Below are 679 nucleotides of genomic sequence, written 5' to 3'. Positions count from 1 at the left end.
GGATGAGATCCAGTCCGGCCTCGGCCGCACCGGCGCCACCTTCGCCTGCGACCTGGTCGGAGTCGTCCCCGACGTCTACCTGCTCGGCAAGGCGCTCGGCGGCGGCATCGTCCCCGTCTCGGCCGTGGTCGCGGACGCCGACGTGCTCGGCGTCCTGCAGCCGGGCCAGCACGGCTCCACCTTCGGCGGCAACCCGCTCGCCGCGGCCGTCGGCCTCGCAGTCGTCGAGATGCTCGCGACCGGCGAGTACCAGGCCCTCGCCCGCGAGCGCGGCGCCCAGCTGCACGCGCGCCTCGAGGCGCTGATCGGCCGGGGAGTAGTCGCCGTCCGCGGCGCCGGACTCTGGGCCGGCATCGACATCGACCCGCGGCTCGCCTCGGGCCGCGCCGTCTGCGAGGCCCTGATGGCCCGCGGGGTGCTGGCCAAGGACACGCACGGCTCGACGATCCGCCTGGCGCCGCCGCTCGTGGTCACCGCTGCCGAGATCGACTTCGCCGTCGACGAGCTGGAGGCCGTGCTCGAGTCGCTGCGCTGAGGCGCACCGTCCTCCCTCCCTCCGCGAGATGCCGTTCCGGTCCGCGACGCGCTGTGTCCGGCGTGCCCGAACGGCATCCCGCGGGAGGGGGAGGGACGTGTTGAGACGGGACGTCTCGACGTCGCGGCAGGCCGTCGCCGCTCT

Annotated in this window: 1 protein-coding gene; it reads left to right on the top strand. The window is 75.1% G+C overall.

Features of this window, described 5'->3' with window-relative positions; translation table 11 throughout:
• A partial coding sequence (locus tag C5C54_RS17510) for an aspartate aminotransferase family protein (RefSeq protein ID WP_146078909.1) occupies positions 1-535 on the top strand: 535 nt, incomplete at its 5' end.
• Positions 536-679: the final 144 nt, after the last annotated feature.

Source organism: Rathayibacter sp. AY1F2, from assembly GCF_002930885.1.
GTDB lineage: Bacteria > Actinomycetota > Actinomycetes > Actinomycetales > Microbacteriaceae > Rathayibacter.
This window is presented reverse-complemented; position numbering and strand designations above follow the sequence as displayed.